This window comes from Pseudoduganella sp. R-31, assembly GCF_049913235.1.
GTDB lineage: Bacteria > Pseudomonadota > Gammaproteobacteria > Burkholderiales > Burkholderiaceae_D > Rugamonas.
On record NZ_CP183986.1, the window covers coordinates 2,875,379 to 2,898,823 of the forward strand.

The 23,445-nt window shown below is 62.9% G+C and carries 20 protein-coding genes; 6 read left to right on the forward strand and 14 right to left on the reverse strand.

The window, feature by feature from the left end; translation table 11 throughout:
* Window position 1 precedes the first annotated feature (1 nt).
* The 4 genes from phnE to ACN9MY_RS13220 are packed head-to-tail and all read right to left on the reverse strand — an operon-like array spanning window position 2 to window position 3,327.
* Window positions 2-790, reverse strand: coding sequence for a phosphonate ABC transporter, permease protein PhnE (gene phnE / locus ACN9MY_RS13205; RefSeq protein WP_426171246.1), 789 nt, complete (start codon window positions 788-790; stop codon window positions 2-4).
* Window positions 787-1,632 (reverse strand): PhnE/PtxC family ABC transporter permease, encoded by an 846-nt coding sequence (locus ACN9MY_RS13210; RefSeq protein ID WP_426322901.1) that lies wholly within the window; start codon window positions 1,630-1,632, stop codon window positions 787-789. The genes phnE and ACN9MY_RS13210 overlap by 4 nt, the downstream gene beginning before the upstream one ends.
* 3 nt (window positions 1,633-1,635) lie before the next feature.
* Window positions 1,636-2,457, reverse strand: a complete 822-nt coding sequence (locus ACN9MY_RS13215) for a phosphonate ABC transporter ATP-binding protein (protein WP_426337460.1) — start codon at window positions 2,455-2,457, stop codon at window positions 1,636-1,638.
* A 3-nt stretch (window positions 2,458-2,460) separates the two neighbouring features.
* Complete coding sequence (locus ACN9MY_RS13220; RefSeq protein ID WP_426171251.1) at window positions 2,461-3,327, reverse strand: putative selenate ABC transporter substrate-binding protein; 867 nt, start codon at window positions 3,325-3,327, stop codon at window positions 2,461-2,463.
* Window positions 3,328-3,436: 109 nt separating this feature from the next.
* On the opposite strand from ACN9MY_RS13220, the gene egtD reads away from it, so the two are divergent.
* Window positions 3,437-4,441 (forward strand): L-histidine N(alpha)-methyltransferase, encoded by a 1,005-nt coding sequence (gene egtD, locus ACN9MY_RS13225; RefSeq protein WP_426322907.1) that lies wholly within the window; start codon window positions 3,437-3,439, stop codon window positions 4,439-4,441.
* Complete coding sequence (gene egtB / locus ACN9MY_RS13230) at window positions 4,434-5,618, forward strand: ergothioneine biosynthesis protein EgtB (RefSeq protein WP_426337461.1); 1,185 nt, start codon at window positions 4,434-4,436, stop codon at window positions 5,616-5,618. The genes egtD and egtB overlap by 8 nt, the downstream gene beginning before the upstream one ends.
* Before the next feature lie 94 nt (window positions 5,619-5,712).
* Here egtB and ACN9MY_RS13235 read toward each other — a convergent pair whose 3' ends face one another.
* The 4 genes from ACN9MY_RS13235 to leuA form a co-directional block, all read right to left on the reverse strand.
* Window positions 5,713-6,330, reverse strand: coding sequence for a hypothetical protein (locus ACN9MY_RS13235; RefSeq protein ID WP_426171255.1), 618 nt, complete (start codon window positions 6,328-6,330; stop codon window positions 5,713-5,715).
* 19 nt (window positions 6,331-6,349) lie between these two features.
* Entirely contained in the window at window positions 6,350-7,417 is a 1,068-nt protein-coding gene (locus ACN9MY_RS13240; RefSeq protein WP_426171257.1) for a HAMP domain-containing protein, read from the reverse strand.
* A 261-nt stretch (window positions 7,418-7,678) separates the two neighbouring features.
* Window positions 7,679-9,307 carry a methyl-accepting chemotaxis protein gene (locus ACN9MY_RS13245; protein WP_426322911.1) on the reverse strand — a complete coding sequence of 543 codons (1,629 nt, stop codon included), beginning with the start codon at window positions 9,305-9,307 and terminating at the stop codon, window positions 7,679-7,681.
* Window positions 9,308-9,413: 106 nt separating this feature from the next.
* Window positions 9,414-11,111 (reverse strand): 2-isopropylmalate synthase, encoded by a 1,698-nt coding sequence (gene leuA / locus ACN9MY_RS13250; RefSeq protein ID WP_426322913.1) that lies wholly within the window; start codon window positions 11,109-11,111, stop codon window positions 9,414-9,416.
* A gap of 277 nt (window positions 11,112-11,388) precedes the next feature.
* Here leuA and ACN9MY_RS13255 point away from each other — a divergent pair, with 277 nt between their 5' ends.
* Window positions 11,389-11,838 carry an Lrp/AsnC family transcriptional regulator gene (locus ACN9MY_RS13255; RefSeq protein WP_426171262.1) on the forward strand — a complete coding sequence of 150 codons (450 nt, stop codon included), beginning with the start codon at window positions 11,389-11,391 and terminating at the stop codon, window positions 11,836-11,838.
* A gap of 29 nt (window positions 11,839-11,867) precedes the next feature.
* Window positions 11,868-12,506 carry a hypothetical protein gene (locus ACN9MY_RS13260; protein ID WP_426337462.1) on the forward strand — a complete coding sequence of 213 codons (639 nt, stop codon included), beginning with the start codon at window positions 11,868-11,870 and terminating at the stop codon, window positions 12,504-12,506.
* On the opposite strand, the gene ACN9MY_RS13265 is transcribed toward ACN9MY_RS13260, so the two are convergent.
* The 3 genes from ACN9MY_RS13265 to senB form a co-directional block, all read right to left on the reverse strand.
* Complete coding sequence (locus ACN9MY_RS13265; RefSeq protein WP_426322918.1) at window positions 12,484-13,152, reverse strand: flagellar brake protein; 669 nt, start codon at window positions 13,150-13,152, stop codon at window positions 12,484-12,486. The two genes, ACN9MY_RS13260 and ACN9MY_RS13265, sit on opposite strands and share 23 nt — an antisense overlap.
* Window positions 13,153-13,364: 212 nt before the next feature.
* Window positions 13,365-14,414 carry a selenide, water dikinase SelD gene (gene selD, locus ACN9MY_RS13270; protein WP_426322920.1) on the reverse strand — a complete coding sequence of 350 codons (1,050 nt, stop codon included), beginning with the start codon at window positions 14,412-14,414 and terminating at the stop codon, window positions 13,365-13,367.
* Between the two features lie 11 nt (window positions 14,415-14,425).
* The gene (senB, locus tag ACN9MY_RS13275; RefSeq protein ID WP_426171268.1) at window positions 14,426-15,397 is read right to left on the reverse strand and encodes a selenoneine biosynthesis selenosugar synthase SenB; all 972 of its coding nucleotides are present in this window, start codon (window positions 15,395-15,397) and stop codon (window positions 14,426-14,428) included.
* Between the two features lie 36 nt (window positions 15,398-15,433).
* On the opposite strand from senB, the gene senA reads away from it, so the two are divergent.
* Window positions 15,434-16,636 carry a selenoneine synthase SenA gene (senA, locus tag ACN9MY_RS13280; protein ID WP_426322922.1) on the forward strand — a complete coding sequence of 401 codons (1,203 nt, stop codon included), beginning with the start codon at window positions 15,434-15,436 and terminating at the stop codon, window positions 16,634-16,636.
* A gap of 65 nt (window positions 16,637-16,701) precedes the next feature.
* Here the strand turns inward: senA and ACN9MY_RS13285 are convergent, their stop codons facing one another.
* Window positions 16,702-18,765 (reverse strand): prolyl oligopeptidase family serine peptidase, encoded by a 2,064-nt coding sequence (locus ACN9MY_RS13285; protein WP_426337463.1) that lies wholly within the window; start codon window positions 18,763-18,765, stop codon window positions 16,702-16,704.
* Between the two features lie 76 nt (window positions 18,766-18,841).
* Between ACN9MY_RS13285 and ACN9MY_RS13290 the strand changes: the two genes are divergently transcribed.
* Window positions 18,842-20,668 (forward strand): DUF885 domain-containing protein, encoded by a 1,827-nt coding sequence (locus ACN9MY_RS13290; protein WP_426322926.1) that lies wholly within the window; start codon window positions 18,842-18,844, stop codon window positions 20,666-20,668.
* A gap of 84 nt (window positions 20,669-20,752) precedes the next feature.
* On the opposite strand, the gene ACN9MY_RS13295 is transcribed toward ACN9MY_RS13290, so the two are convergent.
* Entirely contained in the window at window positions 20,753-21,985 is a 1,233-nt protein-coding gene (locus tag ACN9MY_RS13295) for a malic enzyme-like NAD(P)-binding protein (protein WP_426171274.1), read from the reverse strand.
* A gap of 106 nt (window positions 21,986-22,091) precedes the next feature.
* Window positions 22,092-23,375 (reverse strand): Glu/Leu/Phe/Val family dehydrogenase, encoded by a 1,284-nt coding sequence (locus ACN9MY_RS13300; RefSeq protein ID WP_426322928.1) that lies wholly within the window; start codon window positions 23,373-23,375, stop codon window positions 22,092-22,094.
* Between the last annotated feature and the right edge of the window lie 70 nt (window positions 23,376-23,445).

Here is a 23,445-nt window from a genome sequence, read left to right on the forward strand (position 1 = left end):
TTTAGCGGGTCAGGGAACGGCGCAGCGCAAAACTCAGGGCATCGACCACGGCCACCAGCAGCAGCATGGCCAGGATCACGGTGGCGGCGCGTTCCATCTGGAACAGGGACAGGTGATACTTGAGCATTTGCCCCAGGCCTCCGGCGCCCACCACGCCCAGCACTGCCGCGGCACGAATATTGTTCTCCCACCGATAGAGCGTGTAGGACAGCATCTGCGGCAAGGTTTGCGGCAGCGTAGCGTAGAAGAAGGCCGCCATCGGGCTGGCGCCGTTCAGGCGCAGGCTTTGTTCCGGCAGCGGCGGGGCATTTTCCAGCGCATCGGCGAACAGGCGGCCCAATACGCCGGCGGTGTGCGCGGCCAGCGCCATGGTGCCGGCGAATGGCCCAAGGCCCGCCGCCACGAGCAGGATCGACGCCCACACCAGTTCTGGGATGGAACGCAGTACGTTCAGCATGCCGCGCACCAGCGCACGCGGCGCACGCCCAAAGCGCCCAGCGCCGGGAATTGCCAGCAACAGCCCGCCAGCAACCGCCAGCAAGGTGCCGAGCGCCGACATGGCCAGCGTTTCCATGGTCGCGATGCCGGTCTTGCGCAGGAAGCCGCTGGCCATCTCCGGCGGGGCGAAGCCGGCCAGGAATTCGCCCATGCTGCGCATGGCTTCAATGGTGAACAGGTCGCCCAGCTTGAGCGACAGCGTGGCGAAGCTGGCGATGACCAGCGCCATGAGCGCGGCGGCAAACAGCCAGCCGGACCAGTTGCGTGCAGGCGGTGCGGGCATATGGCTCATCCCAGCCTCCTGCGCAAGAACTTGGACACCAGGTCGGCCGCGGCAACCAGCAGCACGAACACGATCAGCATGGTGGCCACTTCACCGCCGGCCAGCATCTTGGTCGATTCGTCCATGCGCTGCCCCAGGCCGCCAGCGCCGACAAAACCCATGATCACCGAGCCGCGAATCGCGCACTCCCAGCGATAAACCGTATAGGAAACGAGTTCGGAAGCCGCCTCCGGCAGTGCACCGTACAGCAGGGCTGCCAGCCGCCCGCTGCCGTTTTGCAGCAGGACTTCGCTGGCGTGATGGTCGGTCGATTCCAGGATTTCGGCGTACACCTTGCCCAGCATGCCGGCATAGGTCAAGGCGATGGCCAGCACGCCGGCGGTCGGCCCCAGGCTGAAGATGCGCACGAACAGCAGCGCCCACACCAGCTCCGGCACGCTGCGCAGCAGGACCAGCAGCCAGCGCACCAGCTGGCGCACGGCGCGCGGGAAAGCAGCGATACGGCCGGTGCCGATGCGCGAGATCGACAAGCGCTCGGTGACGATCAGCGTTGCAGGGATCGCGCCGAGCAGCGCGAGCGTCAGGCCACAGGTGGCAATGGCCACCGTCTTCCATGCTTCGCGCGCCACCATGGCAAGGAATTCCGCGTCATGCGCCGGCTTCAGGAAATCGGACAGGAAGCGCCAGGTGGCCTGCAGGCTTTGCAGGTCGAACAGCGTCCACGGGTAGAACTCTGTCGCCACCACCAGCGGCCAGAGCAGCACGATGCCGACAGCAATAGCCGCCAGGCGCTGGCGCCACGCTGGATCGGGATGGTGGGGCGAAAGGGGAACGGCAGGAACGTTATGCATCGCTTACAGGCAGGCCCCAACGGCCAGCTTGGCTGCCATTTCTTCCGGTTGCGGCGAATTCGCTGGCGGCAGTTCGCCGAGATAGAGCTCATCGATCATGGCTTGCGTGACTTGCTCGCGCGGCAAGTCGAAGCCGACGCGGCCGTTTTTCAATGCCACGATGCGCGGGAAATAGGCCAGCGCCAGGTCGACCTGGTGCAGGCTGCACACCAGCAGCGCGTTGCGCTCGCGCGCTTCCTGCTGCAAGGTGTTCAGCGTCAGTTGCGACAGCGCCGGATCGAGCGCGGACAGCGGCTCGTCGACCAGCAGCGCCTGCGCTGACGACAGCAGCAGGCGTGCCAGGCCGCAGCGCTGGCGCTCGCCGCCGGACAGGCGGTCGACGCGCGAATACAGCTTGTCGCCAAGGTTGAAGCGCGCCAGCGCGCGGTAGGCCGCCTCCGGATCGGAGGGCTTAAACAGCGACAGCAGCGCCTGGCCCAGGCTCCACTTCGGCAGGCGTGCCGCCAGCACAGCCGTCACCACGCGCTGGCGCGGCGGCAGCGGCGGCGTTTGCGGCGCCAGGAAAAGGCGTGCCCGCATGGCGTGGCGCCCGGCGTCCGTCAGATGCCAGGGATCGGTGCCAAAGGCCTTGAAAGCGCCGCTATCGGGGCGATGCGAGCAAGCCAGGGTGGAGAGCAGGGTGGTCTTGCCGGCGCCCGAAGGACCGATCAGCGCCACCTGTTCGCCAGGCTCGAAGTTCAGCGAGATGTCTTGCAGCGCAAGGCCGCGCGAACCGCCGATATGGCGGACCGAGAGGCCTTGCAGTTCGTACCAGGCAGAAGACATTGATTACTTCAGCAGGCCGGCGTTCTTGGCTGCCGCTTCGATATTGGTGTAGTTGGCAGCCTTGGTCGGGATGAACTTCGACGCGCGCTGCAGGTCCAGGATCGCCTTGTCTTCAGGCTTGGCGCTGTCCAGCGCCAGGAAGGCGTCGGTGATCTTCTTTTTCAGCGCTTCCGGCATGTCGGAGCGGACGGTCCAGTTGTAGTCGTAGTAGGCCGGGGTGGTGTAGAACACGCGCACCACGGATGGGTCGACTTTCTTCTGTTCGTTCAGCTTTTCCCACACCGAGATATTCAGTGCGCCGGCATCGACCTTGCCGCCGGCAACGGCTGCCACGGTTGCATCGTGCGCACCGGAGAAGGAAATGCGTTTCAGGTCGGTGTCCGGGTCGATCTTGGCCGCCAGCAGGAAGGAGCGCGGCATCAGGTGGCCGGAAGTCGAGGACTCGGAGCCGAAGCTCAGGGTCTTGCCTTTCAGGTCGGCCAGCGAGTTGATCGACTTGTTGGTGGTCACGAAGACGGAGCGGAATTTTTCATCTTCCACACGCTGCACCAGCGGCACGACCTTGCCCTTGCTCATGTGGTTGGCCTGCACGAAGGTGAAGCCGCCGAACCAGACCATGTCCAGTTTGCCGTTCACCAGGCCTTCCACCGAAGCGGCGTAGTCGGTCACCGGGGTGAATTCCACTTTCATCGCCAGTTTCTTCTCGAGGTATTCGCCGAGGGGCTTGAATTTACGCTGCAGCTCGGTTGGCGCTTCATCAGGAATCGCGGAAACGCGCAGGACTTGCTGGGCTTGGGCGCCGGCAGCGGCGAAGAGCACACCGGCTGCAAACAGGGCCGATTGAATGGTGCGGAGGGAAAACAGGGACATGGAAGATCCTTTTTTATGTTAATGACGAGCCGCACGCCTCGGGCGAGGGTCCGGTACCTGGTCTTGGATATTCAGCTATGATAGCAAAAATGTCCCTGGAGCCTGAGCCATGACCTTGTCACGCACGGCTGCGATCCGCGTGGTCGCACCGGAAACGAGCAGTGTGTTGTCCCCCAGAACCGCCCACGGCGATGCCGCAACCATTGCAGAGATCAGCGCAGGGCTGCTGGCGCCGCAAGCTTCCACCTCGCCCAAATACTTCTACGACAGCCTCGGTTCGCACCTGTTCGAAGCCATCTGCGAATTGCCCGAGTACTATCCGACCCGTACCGAAGCAGCGATCTTCGCCCGCCACGGCGCCGACATGGCAGCACGCATCGGACCCGGCATGACGCTGGTCGACCTGGGCGCCGGCAATTGCGCCAAGGCTGCCAGCCTGTTCCCCTTATTGCAGCCAAGCCAATACGTGCCGGTCGACATCGCCGGCGAATTCCTGCAGCAGGCCGCCGCGCAACTGCGCCAGCGCTTTCCCGCCATCGAGATCACGCCGCTGGTGATGGACCTGTCGCAGCCCTTAATCTTGCCGCCGTCGTTGCCGGCAGCGCGGCGCCAGTTCTTCTATCCCGGTTCATCGATCGGCAACTTCACGCCCCACGATGCGGTAACCTTCCTGCGCCAGGTGCGCGAGAACGTGGGCGCGGACGGCGGTCTGCTGATCGGCGTGGACTTGGTCAAGGACCCGGCGGTGCTGGACGCGGCCTATGACGACGCGATAGGCGTCACCGCCGCCTTCAACATGAACCTGCTGCGCCACCTGAACCATCTCGCCGGCGCAGACTTTGATCCGGCGCAGTGGCGCCACGTGGCCTTCTTCAATGACGCGGAAAGCCGCATTGAAATGCACCTGGAAGCGCGCTGCGCATTGAGCGTGCACTGGTGCGGCGGCGAGCGCAGTTTCGCCCAGGGCGAGAGGATTCATACGGAGAACAGCTACAAATACACGCTGGAAGGCTTCCGCAGCCTGCTGTGGGAGGCCGGCTTCCGCGTCGACGGCACCTGGACGGACGATGCCCACTGGTTCGCAGTGATGCACGCCGCGGCGGCATATGCGTGACGCCAGCCCCTGGACCGAACGCTACGCGCAAGTGCGCGCGGCAACCATGGCGCTGGCCGCGCCGCTGTCCGACGAGGATTGCGGCGCGCAGTCGATGCCCGATGCCAGTCCGGTCAAATGGCACCTGGCGCATACCACATGGTTTTTCGAGACCTTTATCCTGGAACGCTTCGAGCCCGGCTTCCAGCCTTTCCACCCGGCGTTCAGGGTACTGTTCAACTCTTACTACAATGGCGTCGGCGACAAACACCCACGGCCGCATCGCGGCCTGCTGACGCGGCCCTCGATGGCCGAAGTGCGCGCCTATCGCGCCAATGTCGACGCCCGGATCGCGTTGCTGGCAACGCGGCTCGCGGCCACGGATTCCCGCCTCGCCGCGCTGCTGACGCTTGGACTGCAGCACGAACAGCAGCACCAGGAACTGATCCTCACCGACCTCAAGCACCTGCTGGCGCAGAATCCGATGGCGCCAGCCTACCTGCCCGGCCCGGGGCCGGCCGCGCCCGCTGCTACAGCCCTGTCCTGGCACCGCTTCGAAGGCGGCGTACAGGAAATAGGCCATCATGGCGACGGCTTCTGTTTCGACAATGAGCTGCCGCGCCACAAGGTCTTCATCGCCCCGTTCGAACTATCCACGCGCCTGGTGAGCAACGCGGAATACCTCGCCTTCATCGAGGCCGGCGGCTACCGCGACCCGAGCCTGTGGCTGGCGGAAGGCTGGGACTGGATTCGCGCCCAAGGCATCGAAGCCCCGTTGTACTGGCGGCGCGGGGAGGGGAGCGCAGGCTGGACCGCCTACACCCTGCATGGCCAACAGCCGCTGGAGATGGGGGCGCCGGCAAGCCACATCTCCCTGTTCGAGGCCGACGCCTATGCCCACTGGTCCGGCGCCCGCCTGCCGACCGAAGCGGAATGGGAGCACGCAGCCGGCGCCGGCGCACTCACGCAAATGTTCGACCATTGCTGGCAATGGACCAGCAGCAGCTACGCCCCATACCCCGGCTTCCGCCCGGCCGAAGGCGCCATTGGCGAATACAACGGCAAGTTCATGGTCAACCAATACGTACTGCGCGGCTCCAGCGTGGCGACCCCGCCAGGCCACGCCCGCCCCAGCTACCGCAACTTCTTCCCCGCCAGTGCACGCTGGCAATTCACCGGCATCCGCCTCGCAAAATAAAAGTCGGGGTCAGGTCTGGCAATCCGCCACAAAAGGCACGCATGTGCCTTTTGTGGCGGATTGCCAGACCTGACCCCGACTTTTTAGTTGCGAGTTACAGGCGGATGCCGAGGGCCTGGACGATCTCTGCCTTGAACTTGGCTGCCTGGTCGGCGTTAGGAATCTCGCCGGCCAGTTTCAATGCCAGCAGGCGCACGTCGGTGATCTCGTCGAAATAGTCCCCGCAGACGATCGCTGCCATCGGACCAATGTAGGTGGCCAGGGTGTTTTCGAAGATGCTGCGCTGCGCTTCCGTCAGTGCCGGCTTGCCGGCAGGCTTGCTGGCGGGGGCCGCTTCCGGTGCTGCTGCCGGGCGGCGTGCGACGCCGGCCAGCAGGGTGGACGCCGGGGAGCTGCCTTCCGGCAGTTCAGTGATGCTGCCGTACAGGTAGTCGAGAATCGCTTCGGTCGACCATGGCAGAGGCTCGTTATTGCCCACGCTCGGACGGTCCATGCTCATCCGTGCGCGCTGGATGGTGCGCAGGATGTCCAGGCCGTCACGGCCGCGGCGGCCGCGGCACAGGACGAACACGATGCGTCCGTTGTCGAGATGGATCTGCGCCATGCGGTTGTCATCGCTGACCAGCATGATGGTCGCGGTGTCGCCCTGGGCGCAGAAGCCGGCGATCTTGTCGAGCAGCTCTACGAAGGGAGTGAACTCTGGCTGTGCCATATCAGTTCGCCTTTATCAATTATTTCTTACGCAGGCGATCCATCGCCATCTGGATACTCACGCCCAGGCGTTCCACAGCACGCGCCAGCGAACCGATTTCGTCGCCGCGGCTGGTCTGTGGAATGGTCACGTCGAGCTGGCCCTTGCTGAGCTTCTCGGCGATGTCGGTCAGGTGGTTGATCGGGCGGGTCAGTTGCTTGCCCAGCACGAACGCCAGGGCGCCAACCAGGACGATAACGATGATGATCAGCAGGCGCGCTTCGCTGCGCATCTTGGTCATGGCAGCATAGGCTTCGTCGTAGCGCTGTTCAACCAGCACGGTCCAGCCTTGCGGCAGGTTGCGCACGAAGCCCACCATCTTCACGTCACCGTCCATATAGACTTTTGGCTCGTCGGTGATGCCTTCCACTTGCAGGGCAGGGTGCTTGCTGAAGTCTTGCAGTGCGGATTTGATCTTGCTCGCATCGCCGTGGGCGATGACTTTCTTGTCGCCGTCCAGCAGGATGGCGTGGCCGGTTTCGCCGATGCGGATGTCGGTGACGGTGCGCGATACCACGCCCAGGTCCATCGCCATCGCGAACACGCCGACGATGGTGCGGTTTTCATTGCGGATCGGGACGCCGATGTTCAGCGATGGCTTGCCGCTGGTCTTGCCGATTGCCACCAGGCGGCCTTCGTTCTTGCCGGACATGATGGCTTTGAAGTACGAGCGGTCGCCGTAGTCGAGCATGGCGCTGCCGTCGCTGCGTGCCACGTCCTTGCCGGTGGTGTCCAGGGTGTGGATCAGGTACACCCATTCGTAGGACGCGGCGGTTGCCATCAGGACCGGGGTCTGGCGGCCGGTGTTCATGGAAATGACGTCGTCCAGGCGGGCGGCCTGGCGCATGGCGCGCATATTGGTGTCGTCCCAACCGTTAACGCCAGTGGCCACGGTGTCCGTGGTGGCGATCAGGTTTTCCGAAATTTTCGTGGTCAATTCCTGTTCGGCGGAAGAATTGCCCAGGTACCAAAGGGCAAACAGTGGCACGAGGGTTACCACGAGCAGGGTGATCAGGACTTTTTGAAAGATATTAAGAGACAGTTTCATTTTTATAAATCATTCGTAATAATCGAGCTGACACAACCGCATTCAGAATACGGACAACGTCTGCATTATGGCTGATTTCGAGGCAAAGCTGATGACTTGCCCGAGGCGGTTCGCAGCGCCAAGCACGCTACTTCGGGCATATGCCTGAGCAACTTATTGTGAACTCACAGGCCGCTTCTGGGCCCTTGTTGGCGTGATTTCGCTGTTGCTCAGTTTATAAGTACACGATTATACATCAGCCGCTTTCCATGCGGAAATGATTTATGTGTCGCGCGAATTGGCCAGGCGCGGCGTGTTGCGCGCCTGCGCCGGCAGGGCCGGGCGCTGGCGTTGCTGGCCAGCTTCCCCGGACAGGCGGAATTGGCTGACCAGGTTCTCCAGCCCGACGGCCTGGTCGCTCATGGCCGCGGCGGCGGCCGCAGCTTGCTCCACCAATGCGGCATTCTGCTGCGTGGTCTGGTCCATCTGCATGATGGCCATGTTCATCTGCTCGATGCCGTCGGTCTGCTCGCGCGTGGCCAGGGAGATCTCGGCGACGATGCCGGTGACGCGCTGCACGGCCGACACCACTTCTTCCATCGTGGCGCCCGCCTGCGCCACCAGCCTGGCGCCGGCATCGACCTGCTCGACCGAGCTGGAAATCAGTTCCTTGATCTCTTTGGCGGCGCTGGCCGAGCGGGCTGCCAGGTTGCGCACCTCGCTGGCGACCACGGCGAAGCCGCGGCCTTGCTCGCCGGCGCGCGCCGCCTCCACCGCGGCATTCAGGGCCAGGATATTGGTCTGGAAGGCGATGCCGTCGATCACTGCGATAATGTCCACCACCTTGCGCGAGGAATCGTTGATCGAGCCCATGGTCGTCACGACCTGGGACACCACTTCGCCGCCGCGCTGGGCGATGGTCGAGGCGGAGCTGGCCAGCTTGTCCGCTTCGCGTGCATTGTCGGCATTGGCCTTGACGGTCGACGTCAGTTCTTCCATTGATGACGCGGTTTCTTCCAGCGCGGACGCCTGGTTCTCGGTGCGCGCCGACAGGTCCATATTGCCGGTGGCGATTTGGCCGGAGGCCGAGGCAATGGCGACCGTGCCATTGCGCACCTGGCCGACGATCTGCGACAGTGCATCGTTCATCTCGCGCAGGGCTTGCAGCAGCTGCCCGGCTTCGTCCTGCGAATGGGCCTTGATATGGCTGGTCAAATCGCCGGATGCGACGGTGCGCGCCACCTGCAGGGCATAGTTGATCGGACGCGTAATCGAACGGGTAACCCAGTATGCGCACGCAACGCCCAGCACCAGCGCCGCCACGCCCAGCGCGACCATCATGACCTGGGCGGAGCTGATGTGCTGCTTGATCTCGGCGCCGTTGGCGGTGACGATGCCGTCCTGCAGGTCGGCGAGTTTTTCCACGGTGGCCTGCAGCCTGGCCAGGCGCGGCATGGTGTCCGATAGTGCGCGCTGCGTCGCCTGTTCGCGCTGGCCTTCCGCGAGCAGATTGAGCACGCCGGTAAACGATTGCACATAGGCGCTGCGCTCGCTGCCCACTTGCGCCAGCAGTTCGCGTCCGGCGGGCCGGTAGACCAGCTTGTCGAGCGTGGACAGGGCGGCTGTGATGGTGGCCTTGTTCCTGTCGACCTGCTTGCGCAGTTCCGCCGCTTGCGCGGCATCGGTCACCAGCAGCAGTTGCAGCACCAGCGCCGAATTTGCGCGGGTGGTGGCGGCAACGGTGGCGGCCGCATCTGCCTTCGCCCAGTCCTTGTCGATGATGGTGGAACTCAGCTCGCCGATACTGGAGAGGCGCAGGCTGGCTACGGCAATCAGCATGGCCATCAAGGCGAAGACAATCGCGAAACACAAGCCCAGGCGGGTCCCGATCTTCAGGTTGGCAATGCGCATGACTGCTCCTTCCGGCGGCGTGGAAAACGATTTACCAGTATAAATACTTGCCAAAAGGAGATAAATTCGGGGGCGGCGCGCAAGCCGTCCCCGAATGAAAAAGCGCTTAAGCTTCGGCTTGTGCGATGCTAGCCGAGGCCTCGGCCTTCAGCGCGATCTGGCGGTTGATGGCGCTAAGCACGGCCTTGAACGAGGCGGTGACGATATTGCTGTCGATGCCCGCGCCGAACAGGGTAGGGCCGCCGTCCAGGCGCAGTTCGACATAGCAGGCTGCCTTGGCGTTGGCGCCGTGGCCGATGGCGTGCTCGTGGTAGTCCATCAGCGTGACGTCCAGGCCGAGCGCGTCGACGAAAGCGTCGATCGGGCCGTTGCCGCCGCCTTGCAGGGACATTGACGCCTTGTTGTGCAGCAGGCCGATGTCGATCTGCACCGGCTCGTCGCTGGAGCTGTCCTCCACCATCTTGTGCGATACGTAGGCGTATGGCGTGCCCTGGGCCAGATACTCGCTTTCGAAGATCTGGTAGATGCCTTCGGAGGTGATTTCCAGGCCGGTCTGGTCGGCCACTTTCTGCACTGCGCGGCTGAATTCGATCTGCAGGCGGCGCGGCAATTCGAGGCCGTAATCCTGTTCCAGCAGGTAGGCCATGCCGCCCTTGCCGGACTGGCTGTTGACGCGGATGACGGCGTCGTAGCTGCGGCCCAGGTCTTGCGGGTCGATCGGCAGGTATGGGATTTCCCACGGCGCGCCTTCCTGTTGCTTGGCGAAGCCCTTCTTGATCGCGTCCTGGTGCGAACCGGAGAAGGCGGTGAACACCAGGTCGCCCACGTATGGATGGCGCGGATGTACCGGCAGCTGGTTGCACTCCTCGACCACTTTGCGCACGGAGTCGATGTCGGAGAAGTCCAGGCCAGGATGCACGCCCTGGGTGTAGAGGTTCAACGCCAGGGTCACCAGGTCGACGTTGCCGGTGCGTTCGCCGTTGCCGAACAGGCAGCCTTCGACGCGCTCGGCGCCGGCCATGACGGCAAATTCAGCGGCAGCGATGCCGGTGCCGCGGTCGTTATGCGGGTGTACCGAGATGATGATGGAATCGCGGCGCTCCAGCTTGCGCGACATCCATTCGATCTGGTCGGCGTACACGTTCGGCGTCGAGCATTCGACGGTGGCCGGCAAGTTGACGATCATTTTCCTGTCCGGAGTCGGCTGCCAGATGGCGGAGACCGCATCGACGATGTGCTTGGCGAAATCCAGCTCGGTGGTGGAGAAGGACTCGGGCGTGTATTCGTAAGTCCAGTCGGTTTCAGGATGCTGGGCCAGCAGTTGTTTCACCAGCCTGGTGCCGTCCGTGGCGATCTTGGTGATTTCTTCGCGGCTGGCGCCGAACACCACTTTGCGGAATACCGGTGCGGTGGAGTTATACATGTGCACGATGGCGCGCTTGGCGCCAATGCACGATTCAACGGTGCGGCGAATCAGTTCTTCGCGCGCCTGGGTCAGCACGATGATGGTGACGTCGTCCGGAATGCGGTTTTCCTCGATCAGCTTGCGCACGAAATCGAAATCGGTTTGCGAGGCGGAAGGGAAGCCCACTTCGATTTCCTTCAGGCCCACCTTGATCAACAACTCGAAGAACTTGATTTTCTTTTCCACGCTCATCGGCTCGATCAGCGCCTGGTTGCCGTCGCGCAGGTCGGTGCTCATCCAGATCGGCGGCTTGGCGATGACGGCGTTCGGCCAGGTGCGGTCGCTCAAGCCGACGGTTGGGTATGGACGATATTTGGCGGCAGGGTTCTTCAACATCATGGTGATACTCCTGTGTTTTTCAAATTTTGGGAAACCGGGACGTGGCGCGAGGGAGGCCGACGTGGGGTACTGCAGGGGGAAATCAGGCGCGTGCCAGTAGTAGCGCGCCTGGTAGTAGGGCGCCTGGCAGGTGTGCAGAAATGTGCAAATGCGAGGTCATGTCGACCAATGTAAGGCACCGGATTTGACCTTGTCAAGAAAAAATCTCAACAGAAATTTGCGATGTTTTCGCACTTTCTGCTGATAAAATGGTGGTCATGGCGAGGATAAATCGGATATGGATAAGATTGATCGAGAAATAATCGGACTTTTGCGCGATGATGCGAGGATAAGTTTTAAGGATCTGGGCGAGCGCGTAAGCCTCAGTGCGAACACGGTGGCGGACCGCGTGCGGCGCTTGGTGGCCGACGGCGCCATTCTCGGATTCGAGGCTCGCCTCGACCACGCGGCGCTCGGCCTGCACCTGCAAGCCTATATCGACGTCAAGCTGAAGTCGGGCACCAATACCCACGAGTTCGAGGAAATCGTCAAAACCATCCCCGGCGTGCTGGAAGTGGCGCTGCTGACCGGGAATTACGATGGCTTGCTTCGTGTGGCCTGCAAAGACCAGGCCCACTTGCTGCGCCTGATCGACACCTTGCGCGACCGGGCGGGCGTGCAGGATACCTACAGCCGCGTGATCCTGCACCAGACTCCGGTCAGCGCGCCGCTGACTGTGACAGAATAACGGCCCTGATGTTTGATTGCGGAATTCCGATGCAAAAGCTGAATGCAGAATTGACCCGGCTCTATCTCGCTCCACCGGCCGGTGGCACGCGCAGCATTTCCCTTGCGTTCAAGCGGCTGGCGGGCGACGGCGAGGCAGGACATTGGGAGCGCCTGTGCCAGGTGGCGAATGCACTGCAGGCGGAGCTGGGCTTGCCGGCGCCTGCAGTGAGCATTTCGGGCGCCGGCGCTTTCGGGCTCTGGCTCTCGCTGGAAAAGCCGGTGACGGAGGCGCAAGCGCAGGAGTTTGCGGCGCTGCTTTGTCCCGAGGCCGAATCCGCTGCGGCAGCGCTGCCGCCATACCTGGACCAGGCGAGCGGTAAATGGGCGGCATTCATTCACCCTGGCATGGGGGCGTCCTTTGCGGGCGATGAGGGCCTCGATATGCAGCCGCCGGAAGCGGGGCAGGTCGCCTTGCTGGAAGGGCTTGAGAGCATCGGCCCGGCCCCGTTTGCGCAAGCGCTTGACCAATTGCGGCGACCTGTTGGCATCGCGCTTCAGCCGTCCCCGCCAGCGCCCGAGGCCAGCGCCACGCCAAGAGGTTTGCTGTTGAAGGACGCGACGCTGGAAGACATCGTCAACTTCCTCCATTCAAAGAACATCGAGCCTACTTTCCGCTTCCTGAAATAAGCGGCAACTGCTCGACGAGTTGCGCTGTGGCCTCTGGCGTCATGTTGATGAATTTGCAGCCTATATGAAGCTGTTCGCCCAACAGGAAGGAGCGGAAACCTCGCGTGAAGCGCACTTCCAGCTCGGTGGGAATCTCAATGTCCGGCCCCAGCTCCAGTACCACGTCAGGAATCTTGCGGCCCTTGAGCAAACCCTTCGCTTCGATCTTCGAGCAGCGCAGCCCGATGCCGCCTAGCGAAAAATCGTAGATCGGCAGCTCATATGTGTGGCCGTTCAAGACGAACGACGCCATGAAGTTGGCGCCCAGCGGCGTTTCCACCCGCTCGGAGGCACGCCGGTCCAGCACCGCACAGGTCTCCGGGAATGTCATTGGAATCAGATGCGGCTTGCCGGGCACCGGACTCCATTCCTGGTTGGACAGGCGGAATTGCAGCTTGGCGGTACGCAGCCAGCTGACAAAAGTGACCTTGCCAGGCTGGAGGACGCCGCCTTCATTCAACTCCATCACGAAATGCGGCAATTCGGGATCGACCGACAGGATGCGCCCCAGCACCGCGTCACGGCTGCCGGCCGCGTACATCGAGATCGCATCGCCGCTCGCCGCCAAGAGGGTCAAGGCATCGCCGATATCATCCTCGCTCGTCATTTCGTACGAGCTTGCCGTAGCCAGGAAGGGGGCTAGCGCGTCTTGTGGCCGCGGTGGTCCCTTGCGAACCGGGACGGCATGGTGCTCATGGAGCTGCATAGCGCACGTTTATGAGGATGGCATGAATCCATCATAGGATGCGAATTGCCAAATAGCAACCTCTTTTGAATCCCTGAAAAGAGCCTTGAACCATCCTGTCATTCGAAGCGTTATCAGGCTGCGACTTGCACGCGCGCTTCGCCGGCGGCCATTTCGCCGATGACGGCGGCATGCTCGAAGCCGTGGCTGCGGAACAGGGCCAGTACTTCGTCGACGCTCGCCGGATCGCAGGAGACCAGCAGGCCGCCGGAAGTCTGCGGGTCGGTCAGCAGGGTATGCTGCGGCTGGGTGATGTTCGGCGACAGCAGCACGTCCTTGCCGTAAGCATCCCAGTTGCGGCCCGAAGCGCCGGTGAAGAAACCGTCGTGCGCCAGCTTCTCAACCCCTGGCAGCAGCGGTATTTGCGACATATTCAGCTTGGCGGTCAGCTTGGCGCCTCGCGCCAGTTCCAGCAGGTGGCCAAGCAGGCCAAATCCGGTGACGTCGGTCAACGCATGCACGCCCGGCAGTTCGGACAAGGCCTTGCCCGGCTTGTTCAACTTGGTGGTGTTGTCGATCATGGCCTGGTAGCCTTCATCGCCGAGGACGCCTTTTTTCAGCGCTGCGGACAGCACGCCCACGCCCAGCGGCTTGCCCAGCACCAGCACGTCGCCGGCCTTGGCATCCGCATTGCGTTTCACTTTGGATGGATGCACCAGGCCCAGGACCACTAGGCCGTAGATCGGCTCCACGGAATCGATGGTATGGCCGCCGGCAATCGGGATGCCGGCTTCGTTGCAGATCGATTCGCCGCCCTTGATGATCTTGCCGATCACCTCGATCGGCAGTTTGTTGACAGGCATGCCGACCAGGGCTAGCGCCATGATCGGAGTGCCACCCATGGCGTAGACGTCGGAGATGGCGTTGGTAGCGGCGATGCGGCCGAAGTCGAACGGATCGTCGACGATCGGCATGAAGAAGTCGGTGGTGGCGATCAGGGCCTGCTCGTCGTTCAGTTTGTAGACGGCAGCGTCGTCGGCCGTTTCGATGCCGACCATCAGTTCCTTCGGCACTGGGAAGCCGTTGGTGTTCTTCAGGATCTCGGACAGCACGCCGGGCGCGATCTTGCAGCCGCAGCCGCCGCCGTGGGAGAAGGAGGTGAGTTTGATTGGTTCAGTGCTCATGATGGGGTCTTTCAGTTCGTATGGAGCAGATTATCCACCAAGTCGAGCAGGGCTGCCTGCTCGGCTTCGGGAGTGAAAAGCCTGGCGCGGCGGGCGCATTGCTCTTGCAGCCTGGCGTACCAGCCGGCGTCGTCGATGCTTTTGTCAACCAGGGCTGCCAGCGCTCGCGCGTCGCCCAGCGGGAAGTAGCCGAGGTAGTCGTCGCCCAGCATGCCGCGGTTGCCGCTGATATCGCTGGCCAGCACGGGCACGCCGCTGGTGACCGCTTCGATGATGACGTTGGCGCCCCCCTCCATGCGCGAGCAGATGGCCATGGCGTGGGCAGCTTTGAGCCGCTGGCGCGTTTCGGCATGGGGCAGGGGACCAAGCCAATGGTAGCGTCCTGGCCAGGCCGCATTGGCTGCGGTGGCAGCCTCGCCTAGCGCGGGATCAAGCACGCCGCCGATATGCACCAGGCGCGCGCTGCGGGCGGTGACGTGCGAGGCGGCCAGCATGAACGTGCGCGGGTCTTTTTCCTCGCGCAGGTGGCCGACCATCAGGATGTCGTGGTGATGCGGCGCCGCGGCACGGGCGGCCGGCTGGAGCGAGGGCGCGGATTGATAGATGACGCGGGCCTTGGCGCGCAGGTGCGGCGGCAGCTCGTCCAGGCCGGCCGGCTGCAGCAGGACCAGCGCGCTGGCGCGCTGCAGCGAAGCTTGCGCGTCGGCGTCGACGCGGATGTCGCGATACAGGTCGGTGCCGGTCAATACCAGGACCGTTGGACGCTCGGGATGCGCTGCGCAAAAATGCGCCAGCGGCGCCGCCGAGCGGCGCGCATGAAGGGCGATCAGCAGGTCCGGCGCGGCCTCGGCAGGCCAATCGGAAGCGATGTCGGCCTGGTAGCGCGGGCGCAGGAATTGCGCCCAGCGGCGCGCTGTTTGCCAGTTGCCGTTGTTGGCCTGTGCCAGCGCCGGGCTGACGATGCAGATTGTCTGCTTGCTCACTGGTGTAATTCGCTCAAATATCGCTACAATCGACCCATGAATGCCATCCATGCCTCGTTCCGCGCCGCCCGAACACAGCAACTTGCCGATGCCTTGCAGGCTGCGCGCAATTATACGCTGAGCCTTTTCGAATGCTTTGCCGCCACCGGCATGGATGTATCGATGCGCGTGCCGCAGATGCGCATCGTCAATCCGCCGTTGTGGGAACTGGGCCATACCGCCTGGTTCGCCGAATGGTTCGTCTTGCGCGAAGCGATTTCCAGCCATCCGGCCGACGCTTTGTACATGTCCTTGCTGCGCAAGGGCGATGACTGGTTCGATTCCAACATGGTGCCGCACCGCAGCCGCTGGAGCCTTGACCTGCCCAGCACGGGCGGCGTGAAGACCTACTGCCACGAGGTCCTGGACCGCGTCCTGGACAAGCTGTCGCGCGAACCGAACACGGACGAAGCGCTGTACCCATACCGGCTGGCGCTGGCCCACGAAGACATGCATGGCGAGGCCTTCCTCTACACCTTGCAGACGCTGGGCTTGCAGGCGCCGGCGCACCTGACCCACGACGAACGTGCATCCGGCGCTCCCGGCGATATTGCTTTCCCAGGCGGCACGCTGCAACTGGGAAGCGCGCCGGAGACGGGCGGCTTCATCTTCGACAACGAAAAGTTTGCGCATCCCTGCTACGTGGCGCCATTCCGGATGGATGCCACGCTGGTCACCAACGCCCAGTATGCCGACTTCGTGGAAGATGGCGGCTACGAACGACGCGAGTTCTGGAGCAATTCGGGCGCCGACTGGCTGCTGCGGCAGGAGCGCTCGGCGCCGCGCTACTGGCGCCGCGACAACGGCCAGTGGCGCACGATGCGTTTCGGCCGGCTCACGACGCTGGCCGCGCACGAGCCTGTGCGGCACGTGTCCCTGTACGAAGCGCAGGCCTATTGCGCCTGGGCCAATCGCCGCCTGCCGACCGAGATGGAGTGGGAGTACGCGGCCTTGCACGGCCATCCTGCTTTCCGCTGGGGCCAGTTGTGGGAATGGACGGCATCGCCGTTCGAACCGTATCCCGGTTTTGTGGCAGACCGCTACCGCGAATATTCGGCTCCGTGGTTCAGTACCCACCAGGTACTGCGCGGCGCATCGTTCGCCACGCCATCCCGGCTTGGCTCCGCCAAGTTCCGCAACTTCTACCTGCCGGAACGGGACGACATCTTCAACGGCTTCCGCACTTGCGCATTTGAATAAGAAAGTCGGGGTCGGCAATTAAAATGGGGACGTACCCTTTGAACGGGTACGTCCCCATTTAATTGTTACTTCTTCAGGTGGTCATCCAGCCAGCCGATCACGGTGTGGTGCCACAGGATCGAGTTGGCGGGCTTCAGGACCCAGTGGTTTTCGTCCGGGAACACCAGCAGCTTGGACTCGATGCCCTGGCGCTGCAGCGCCGTGAAGGTGCCCAGTGCCTGCGCGGTCGGGATGCGGAAGTCCAGGTCGCCCTGTACCACCAGCATCGGGGTCTTCCACTTGGCCACGTGGTGAACCGGGTTGAACTTTTCGTAGCCGTTCGGGTTGGCGTAGTAGGTACCGCCATTGTCCCATTCAGTGAACCACAGTTCTTCGGTGGAGTAGGCCATGCCGCGCTGGTCGAACACGCCGTCGTGGTTGACGATGCACTTGAAGCCGTCGCTCCAGTTACCTTCGATCCAGTTCATCATGAAGCCGCCGTACGAAGCGCCCAGTGCGCAGGCGTTCTGGCCGTCCAGGAAGTCATACTTTGCCACGGCTGCCGCCAGGCCTTTCTGCAGGTCTTCCAGCGGCTTGCCGCCCCAGTCGCCGCTGATCGAATCGGTGAAGCCCTGGCCGTAGCCGGTCGAACCGTGGAAGTCGATGAACACCGAGGCGTAGCCTGCGCCGGCATACACCTGCGGATTCCAGCGGTAGCTCCAGCTATTGCCGAAGCTGCCCTGCGGGCCGCCGTGCACCAGGAAGGCGACCGGATATTTCTTGCCCGGCTCGTAGTTCCATGGCTTCATCACGTGGCCGTACACGGTCTCGCCGTTTGCGCCCTTGAAGGAGAACTGTTCGTACTCCGCCATCTTCACGTCTTTCAGGCGTTCGGCATTGGCCCAGGTCAGCTGCGTGCCTTTCTGCTCGGCGCCATCGGCCTTCAGCTTGACCAGTTGTGCGCCGCCGCCCAGCGAGGCTTGCGCGGAGATCACGGTGTCTTTCTGCACGTCGAACTCGCCGGCGTAGCCTTTGCCGGTCAGCGCGGTGACCTTGCCCGAGGCGACGTCCAGCGAGAACAGGCGGTGGTTGCCGATATCGTCGGCATTGGCCAGCAGGGCCTTGCCGTCAGGGCGCCATTTGTAGTCGGCGATGGAACGATCCCATTCCTGGGCCAGCACGCGCTTCTTGCCGGTGGCGACATCCATCAGCACCATATGGAAGCGGTCGGCTTCAAAGCCTGGGCGCTTCATCATCAGGTACGCGAGGGTCTTGCCGTCCGGGGAGAAGGATGGTTTGGCGTCCCATGCCGGGTTTTCGGCAGTCAGGTTGCGCGGGGCAGTGCCGCCGGCCGCAGGAACTTCGTACAGGTCGAAGTTGGTGGACCAGGATTCGGCCTTGCCGGCCACGCGTGCCGAGAACACGACCTTCTGGCCGTCCGGCGAGAACTGGTAGTCGGCGTTGTCGCCGAAAGGCTTGGAATGGACGTCGCCGTCCAGCGCGCCGCTCAGGCTGACCGGTGCACCAGCCTTGCCGCCGGCGTCGATCGGTGCCGAGTACAGCACATTGCGGCGGCCGTCGGCCCAGGTATCCCAGTGGCGCACGAACATTTCGCTGTACAGCATGCCGGTGGCCTTGTTCCTGGACTTGTCGTCCAGGCGCTTTTTGGTGCAGGCCAGGTCGGCGCAATCGCGGAACACTTCGAAGGCCATGGCCAGGCGGTCACCTTTTGGCGACAGGCGGAAGCTCTCCACGCCCAGCGGGTAATCGGTGACGCGCACAGCTTCACCGCCGGCGTTCATTGGCAGGCGCCACACTTGCGCGGAGCCCGAACGGCCGCTCACGAAATAGAGCGCGTCGCCCGAAGGGGACCATTGCGGCTGGCTGCTGCTGGCATCGTGCTGGGTCAGTTGGACCGGGGCCGGCTTGGCGGCCTTCAGGTCGATCATCCACAGTTGCGTGATGCCGCGGTTCTTTTCCATATTGGTGGCGCGGACGGTATACACCACGCGGCTTGCGTCCGGCGACAGCACAGGGCTGCCAACACGGTCCATGCTCGCCAGGTCTTCGATGGTCAGGCCGCGCGGGGCGGCAACGGCATTGGTTGCCGCTGCGATGGCGGCGCCCAGTACCAGCAGGCGTAAGGTCATTCGGGATCTCCGGTCTGTTATCAAATCTGCCAGCGGGTGGCTGGCCAAGCGGGCATGATACTGTAATATTTCGCGCATGGAGATCAACACTAAGAAAATCGCGGTCTGGGGATTGACCGGCGCGACGGCTGTTTTGTGCGCCGGCGCCGTGCTGTTGACGCAAACGTGGTATTCGAAACCGCTCAAGCTCGAATGGTTTTACATGCGCGGTTTTGCAGCGGCCGCGCTGAAAAGCCCGGAGATGATGTCGCGGCTTCACGTGCTGCCGGGCTGGCTGGATTTTTCCAGCTCGCGGCTGGACGACGAATCGCCCCGGCGCCGGCATGAGTTTTACCAGGACATGAAAGGTAACCTGGCCATGCTGGAGCGCTACGACCGCAATGAGCTGGGGCGCGAGGCCCAACTGTCCTACGATACGCTGCACTATTACCTGAACACCGTGACGGAAGGCGAGCGCTTCCAGCTTCATGAATTCCCTGTCAATCAGGTGCACGGCCTGCAAAGCGCGCTACCTGAATTCATGGCCGACGTGCACAGCGTGAGCTCCCGCAGCGAGGCCGAGAGCTATATCGCCCGCCTGCAGAAGTTCCCGCTCAAGTTCGAGCAGTTGATCGAGAGCCTGCGTGCGCAGGAAGCTGCCGGCATCTTGCCGCCGCAATTCCTCGTCGAGAAAGTGCTGCTGCAGATGCACGGCTTCGCGGGACGCCCGGCGCGCGAGAACATGCTGTACACCACCTTCAAAGCCAAGCTGGATGCGATCCCGCTGTCCGGCATGAGTGAGAAGGTGCGCAGCGAATTATTGCAAGGCGTGGGCGACGCAATCCAGAAAAGCGTCTATCCGGCTTATGCTGAACTGATCCGCCACTTCGTCGAATTGCAGGGGCGCGTTCGTTCCAACGACGGCGCCTGGTCGCTGCCAAACGGCGATGAATACTACGCCTGGTGCGTGCGCTATCACACCTCGACCAACCTGACGCCGCAGCGCGTGCACGACCTGGGACTGGCCGATGTCGATCGCCTCACCGGCATCATGGACCGCCTGCTGCGCCAGATCGGGTTGGAAGATGGGAGTATTGGCGAGCGGATGCAGCAACTGCAGCGCGATCCGAAATACCGTTACCCAGACACTGAGGAAGGCCGCAAGGAAATGCTGGCCGACTACCGCGCCATCATGAAAGAAGCCGATGAAAAGTTGACCGGGGCCTTCCTCAAGCACCCCAAGGCTGCGATCGAAGTGCGTCCGGCGCCTGCCGAATCGGCCGCCACCGCGCCGACCGCCTATTACATGCCGGGAGCGATGGATGGCTCGCGTCCTGGCGTGTTCTATGCAAACATGCGCTCACTGAAAGACACGCCGAAGTACGGCATGCGCAGCACGGTATTCCACGAAGTCATGCCGGGCCATCATTTCCAGATATCGCTGGCGCAGGAGATGAAGGGTGTGCCGTTTTTCCGCCGGGTGATCGGTTTTTCTGCATACCAGGAAGGCTGGGGGTTGTACGCGGAACGGTTGGCGTCTGAAATGGGCCTGACGCCCGATCCGGTCGACCAATTAGGCCGCCTGCGCGACGACATGATGCGCGCCGCAAGACTGGTGGTCGATACCGGCATCCATTACAAACGCTGGTCGCGCGAAGAGGCCATCGACTACATGATGGACAACACCGGCATGGGCGAACAGGAAGCGACGGCGGAAGTGGAGCGCTACATCGTCTCGCCGGGCCAGGCGCTGGCATACAAAGTTGGCATGCTGTCGATCCTAGGCTTGCGCGAGAAGGCGCGCGCCGAATTGGGCGACAAATTCGACCTCAAGGAATTCCACAACGAAGTCCTGGGCCACGGCGCATTGCCGATGACCGTGCTGGAGCGTGTGGTGGACGACTGGATCGCCCTGCGCAAATGAAAGTCGGGGTCAGGTCTGGCAATCCGCCACATTTTTCGCCATGCGAAAAATGTGGCGGATTGCCAGACCTGACCCCGACTTTAATTACAGGAGCTGCTTGCCGAGCGCTTCCAGGCGCTCGAAGTAGGCGGTCATGTCCAGCTCTTTACGGGCTACGCCGCTGCGCATTGCTGCTTGCGCGATTTTCGGGGTGACGGTTGGCAGCAGGCGGTCGTCCAGCAGGCCGGGGACCACGTAGTCCTTGCCGAAGCGGGCGTCGCTATGCGCCAAGCCGGCCAGGGCGGTTACGCAGGCGCGCTTCATTTCCTGGTTGATCGTGGTGGCGCCGGTGTCCAGCGCGGCGCGGAACAGGTATGGGAAGCACAGTGCGTTGTTGATCTGGTTCGGGTAGTCGGAGCGGCCTGTGGCGATGATCGCATCCGGCGCCACTTCGCGTACCAGTTCAGGGCGCAGTTCAGGCTCGGGATTGGCCAGGGTGAACACGATCGGCTGCTTCTTCATGCGCTGGACGTCGGCTTGCGACAGCACGCCAGGGCCGGATACGCCGAGGAATACGTCGGCGCCTTCCATCACGTCGGACAATGTGGTGGCAGTGGTGTCCTGCGCCCAGTCGGCTTTTTCGCCGGTCAGGTTGCGGGCCTTGGTCAGCACGCCTTTGGAGTCGCACACGAAGATGTTCTCGCGGCGCGCGCCGATGTCCACCAGCAGTTCCAGGCAGGCGATGGCTGCGGCGCCGGCGCCGGAGCAGACGATCTTCACGTCGGCGATGTCGCGGCCAGTCATTTCAACGGCGTTCAGCATGCCGGCGCCGACCACAATCGCGGTGCCGTGCTGGTCGTCGTGGAATACCGGGATCGACAGGCGTTCGCGCAGCTTGCGTTCAATGTAGAAGCACTCCGGCGCCTTGATGTCTTCCAGGTTGATGCCGCCGAAAGTAGGGTGCATGGCGGCGATGATGTCGACCAGCTTGTCCGGATTGGTTTCGTCCAGTTCGATGTCAAAGGAATCGATGCCGGCGAATTTCTTGAACAGGATGGACTTGCCTTCCATGACCGGCTTGCCGGCCAGTGCGCCGATATTGCCCAGGCCCAGCACCGCGGTGCCATTGGTGATGACTGCCACCAGGTTGCCCTTGGCCGTGTATTCGTAGGCCAGTGCCGGGTCACGCGCGATTTCCACGCAAGGCGCCGCTACGCCCGGCGAGTAGGCCAGGGCCAGGTCGTCCTGGCTGCCAACGCTCTTGGTCACTGCAATGGCCACTTTGCCGGGCGTGCCGGCTTTATGGTATTCCAGTGCCTTTTGTTCAAGACTGCTCATTCTGTGCTTCTCCTTTAGTTCTGCGAAAAACGCCCGCTACAGGCCAGTTTAGCCTGTGCGGGCGTGCTTTGCAGGGCGCTACGCGGGCGCCCGGCTCAGTATTTGATTATGGATACAGGCCACGTACTTCGCGGGCAGCCAGCACGCGGGTGCATGCCAGGATGAAGGTTGCGGTGCGCAGCGATACCTTCTTCTCTTGCGAGACTTCCCACACGGAGTTGAACGCGTCCTGCATGATGCGGGTCAGGCGTGCATTGATTTCTTCCTCGCTCCAGAAGAAGGAGGAGAAGTCCTGCACCCATTCGAAGTAGGACACGGTCACGCCGCCGGCGTTACACAGCACGTCCGGAACGATCAGGATGTCTTTGTCGTTCAGGATGTCGTCCGCTTCAGGAGTGGTTGGGCCGTTGGCGCCTTCCAGGATGATCTTGGTGCGGATCTGGCCTGCGTTCTTGGCGGTGATCTGCTGTTCCAGCGCTGCCGGTACCAGGATGTCGGACTCGATGCCCCAGAAGGAATCGCGGTCCTGGGTCGCTTCTGCGCCTGGGAAGCCGGCCACGCCGCCGGTTTCGGCTACGTGCTTGTGCAGTTCAGCCACGTTCAGGCCGCCCTGGTGCACCACGGTGCCGGTGTGATCCTGCACGGCGATGATCTTGGAACCCGCTTCAGCGAACATGTTGGCAGCGATGCCGCCCACGTTGCCGAAGCCCTGGATTGCAATGCGTGCGCCCTGGATTGCTACGCCGCGCTGTGCAGCCGCTTCACGGCCGGTCACGAACACGCCGCGGCCGGTTGCTTCGCGACGGCCCAGCGAGCCGCCCATCGAAATTGGCTTGCCGGTGACAACGCCGGTCGACAGGTTACCTTCGATCATGGCGTAGGAGTCCATCATCCATGCCATCACCTGTTCGTTGGTGTTGACGTCTGGTGCAGGGATATCCTTGGTCGGGCCGATGATCAGGCTGATCTCGCTGGTGTAGCGGCGGGTCAGGCGCTGCAGTTCACCTTTGGACAGGGTCTTTGGATCGACACGGATACCACCTTTTGCGCCACCGTATGGCACGTTGACGGCGGCGTTTTTCACCGTCATCCATGCCGAAAGGGCCATCACTTCCGACAGGGTGACATCCTGGTGGAAGCGCACGCCGCCCTTGCCTGGGCCGCGAGACATATTGTGTTGAACGCGATAGCCTTCGTAGTGGGCGATCGAGCCGTCGTCACGTTCGATCGGAACGTCGACAACGAGGATGCGCTTAGGGCGCTTCAGGGTTTCAACCCAGCGGGACAGGCCGCCCAGGTGAGGGGTGACGCGATCAATTTGTTTCAGGTACTGGCCCCAAGGACCGAGATCTTCAGCGTTGAGGTAAGACGGCAAGGCGTGGTTGGTCATTGTGTGACTCGCTCAGGTTGTTCGGTAACGCGGCGAATCTTATTCCTGTGCAATTGCCGAGGCCAATGCC

Bases quoted from the DNA above. Each gene is read 5' to 3' on its own strand.
- phnE (WP_426171246.1), bottom strand. From the start codon at position 790: ATGAGCCATATGCCCGCACCGCCTGCACGCAACTGGTCCGGCTGGCTG.
- ACN9MY_RS13210 (WP_426322901.1), bottom strand. From the start codon at position 1,632: ATGCATAACGTTCCTGCCGTTCCCCTTTCGCCCCACCATCCCGATCCA.
- ACN9MY_RS13215 (WP_426337460.1), bottom strand. From the start codon at position 2,457: ATGTCTTCTGCCTGGTACGAACTGCAAGGCCTCTCGGTCCGCCATATC.
- ACN9MY_RS13220 (WP_426171251.1), bottom strand. From the start codon at position 3,327: ATGTCCCTGTTTTCCCTCCGCACCATTCAATCGGCCCTGTTTGCAGCC.
- egtD (WP_426322907.1), top strand. From the start codon at position 3,437: ATGACCTTGTCACGCACGGCTGCGATCCGCGTGGTCGCACCGGAAACG.
- egtB (WP_426337461.1), top strand. From the start codon at position 4,434: ATGCGTGACGCCAGCCCCTGGACCGAACGCTACGCGCAAGTGCGCGCG.
- ACN9MY_RS13235 (WP_426171255.1), bottom strand. From the start codon at position 6,330: ATGGCACAGCCAGAGTTCACTCCCTTCGTAGAGCTGCTCGACAAGATC.
- ACN9MY_RS13240 (WP_426171257.1), bottom strand. From the start codon at position 7,417: ATGAAACTGTCTCTTAATATCTTTCAAAAAGTCCTGATCACCCTGCTC.
- ACN9MY_RS13245 (WP_426322911.1), bottom strand. From the start codon at position 9,307: ATGCGCATTGCCAACCTGAAGATCGGGACCCGCCTGGGCTTGTGTTTC.
- leuA (WP_426322913.1), bottom strand. From the start codon at position 11,111: ATGATGTTGAAGAACCCTGCCGCCAAATATCGTCCATACCCAACCGTC.
- ACN9MY_RS13255 (WP_426171262.1), top strand. From the start codon at position 11,389: ATGGATAAGATTGATCGAGAAATAATCGGACTTTTGCGCGATGATGCG.
- ACN9MY_RS13260 (WP_426337462.1), top strand. From the start codon at position 11,868: ATGCAAAAGCTGAATGCAGAATTGACCCGGCTCTATCTCGCTCCACCG.
- ACN9MY_RS13265 (WP_426322918.1), bottom strand. From the start codon at position 13,152: ATGACGAGCGAGGATGATATCGGCGATGCCTTGACCCTCTTGGCGGCG.
- selD (WP_426322920.1), bottom strand. From the start codon at position 14,414: ATGAGCACTGAACCAATCAAACTCACCTCCTTCTCCCACGGCGGCGGC.
- senA (WP_426322922.1), top strand. From the start codon at position 15,434: ATGAATGCCATCCATGCCTCGTTCCGCGCCGCCCGAACACAGCAACTT.
- ACN9MY_RS13285 (WP_426337463.1), bottom strand. From the start codon at position 18,765: ATGACCTTACGCCTGCTGGTACTGGGCGCCGCCATCGCAGCGGCAACC.
- ACN9MY_RS13290 (WP_426322926.1), top strand. From the start codon at position 18,842: ATGGAGATCAACACTAAGAAAATCGCGGTCTGGGGATTGACCGGCGCG.
- ACN9MY_RS13295 (WP_426171274.1), bottom strand. From the start codon at position 21,985: ATGAGCAGTCTTGAACAAAAGGCACTGGAATACCATAAAGCCGGCACG.
- ACN9MY_RS13300 (WP_426322928.1), bottom strand. From the start codon at position 23,375: ATGACCAACCACGCCTTGCCGTCTTACCTCAACGCTGAAGATCTCGGT.